Source organism: Anaerovibrio lipolyticus (genome assembly GCF_021531495.1).
In the GTDB taxonomy this organism is placed as follows: domain Bacteria; phylum Bacillota; class Negativicutes; order Selenomonadales; family Selenomonadaceae; genus Anaerovibrio.
On sequence record NZ_JADYTY010000078.1, the window covers coordinates 1 to 629 of the forward strand.

General features: G+C 45.8%; 2 protein-coding genes. Both read left to right on the top strand.

From position 1 onward, the window contains the following. Positions 1–91 precede the first annotated feature (91 nt). Positions 92–307, top strand: a complete 216-nt coding sequence (locus I6E26_RS11055; RefSeq protein ID WP_235321917.1) for a DUF1659 domain-containing protein — start codon at positions 92–94, stop codon at positions 305–307. A gap of 51 nt (positions 308–358) precedes the next feature. Then, positions 359–583 carry a DUF2922 family protein gene (locus I6E26_RS11060; RefSeq protein ID WP_235321918.1) on the top strand — a complete coding sequence of 75 codons (225 nt, stop codon included), beginning with the start codon at positions 359–361 and terminating at the stop codon, positions 581–583. Positions 584–629: the final 46 nt, after the last annotated feature.

Genomic DNA, 629 nt, shown 5'->3' on the forward strand with positions numbered 1-629 from the left:
AAATTACTATTGCCTATGACATGTCACGGAAGTATCATAAGGTTGTAGCCAAGAGCAGGGCTAACAAAAACAAGGAAAGGAGATATGTCAAATGGCAAAGGAGATTGCAGCTTCTACTATGAAGCTGAAACTGGTCAGTGGTCAGGATGCCAAGGATAACCCAAAGTATTCTACCCGCAGTTTCAAGGACATTAACACTGAGCTGTCTGACGAAGATATGATGTCTGTAGGCACCGCTATGGCAGGCTTGCAGACCATGCCTCTGGGCCAGGTTCTTCGTACAGATACCACCGAGCTGGATGCCTAAGTCCCAGACCAGGCACAGCCAATCCATTGTTTAGCGAAAGGAGGAATTTTCATGTCAGCAGATCTTCATCTGGTATTTTCCCGCGACAAGTCCAGTCGCACTCTCACCATTACCGATCCAAACCCAAACCTGACCAAGGCCAAGGTTTTGAAGGCTATGGAGAACATGGTAGCCCACAAGGCTATTCTTGCAAACAAGCAGGTTGTAGATGGTGTCAAGACCGCTTATCTCAGCGAAGTAATCGTTACTGAGCTGAACGATGAACAGGTTGCCTAAGATTAATTGTTTTTTGAAAGGAGAATGTTTATGGTAAATCGCACTG

Bases quoted from the DNA above. Each gene is read 5' to 3' on its own strand.
- I6E26_RS11055 (WP_235321917.1), top strand. From the start codon at position 92: ATGGCAAAGGAGATTGCAGCTTCTACTATGAAGCTGAAACTGGTCAGT.
- I6E26_RS11060 (WP_235321918.1), top strand. From the start codon at position 359: ATGTCAGCAGATCTTCATCTGGTATTTTCCCGCGACAAGTCCAGTCGC.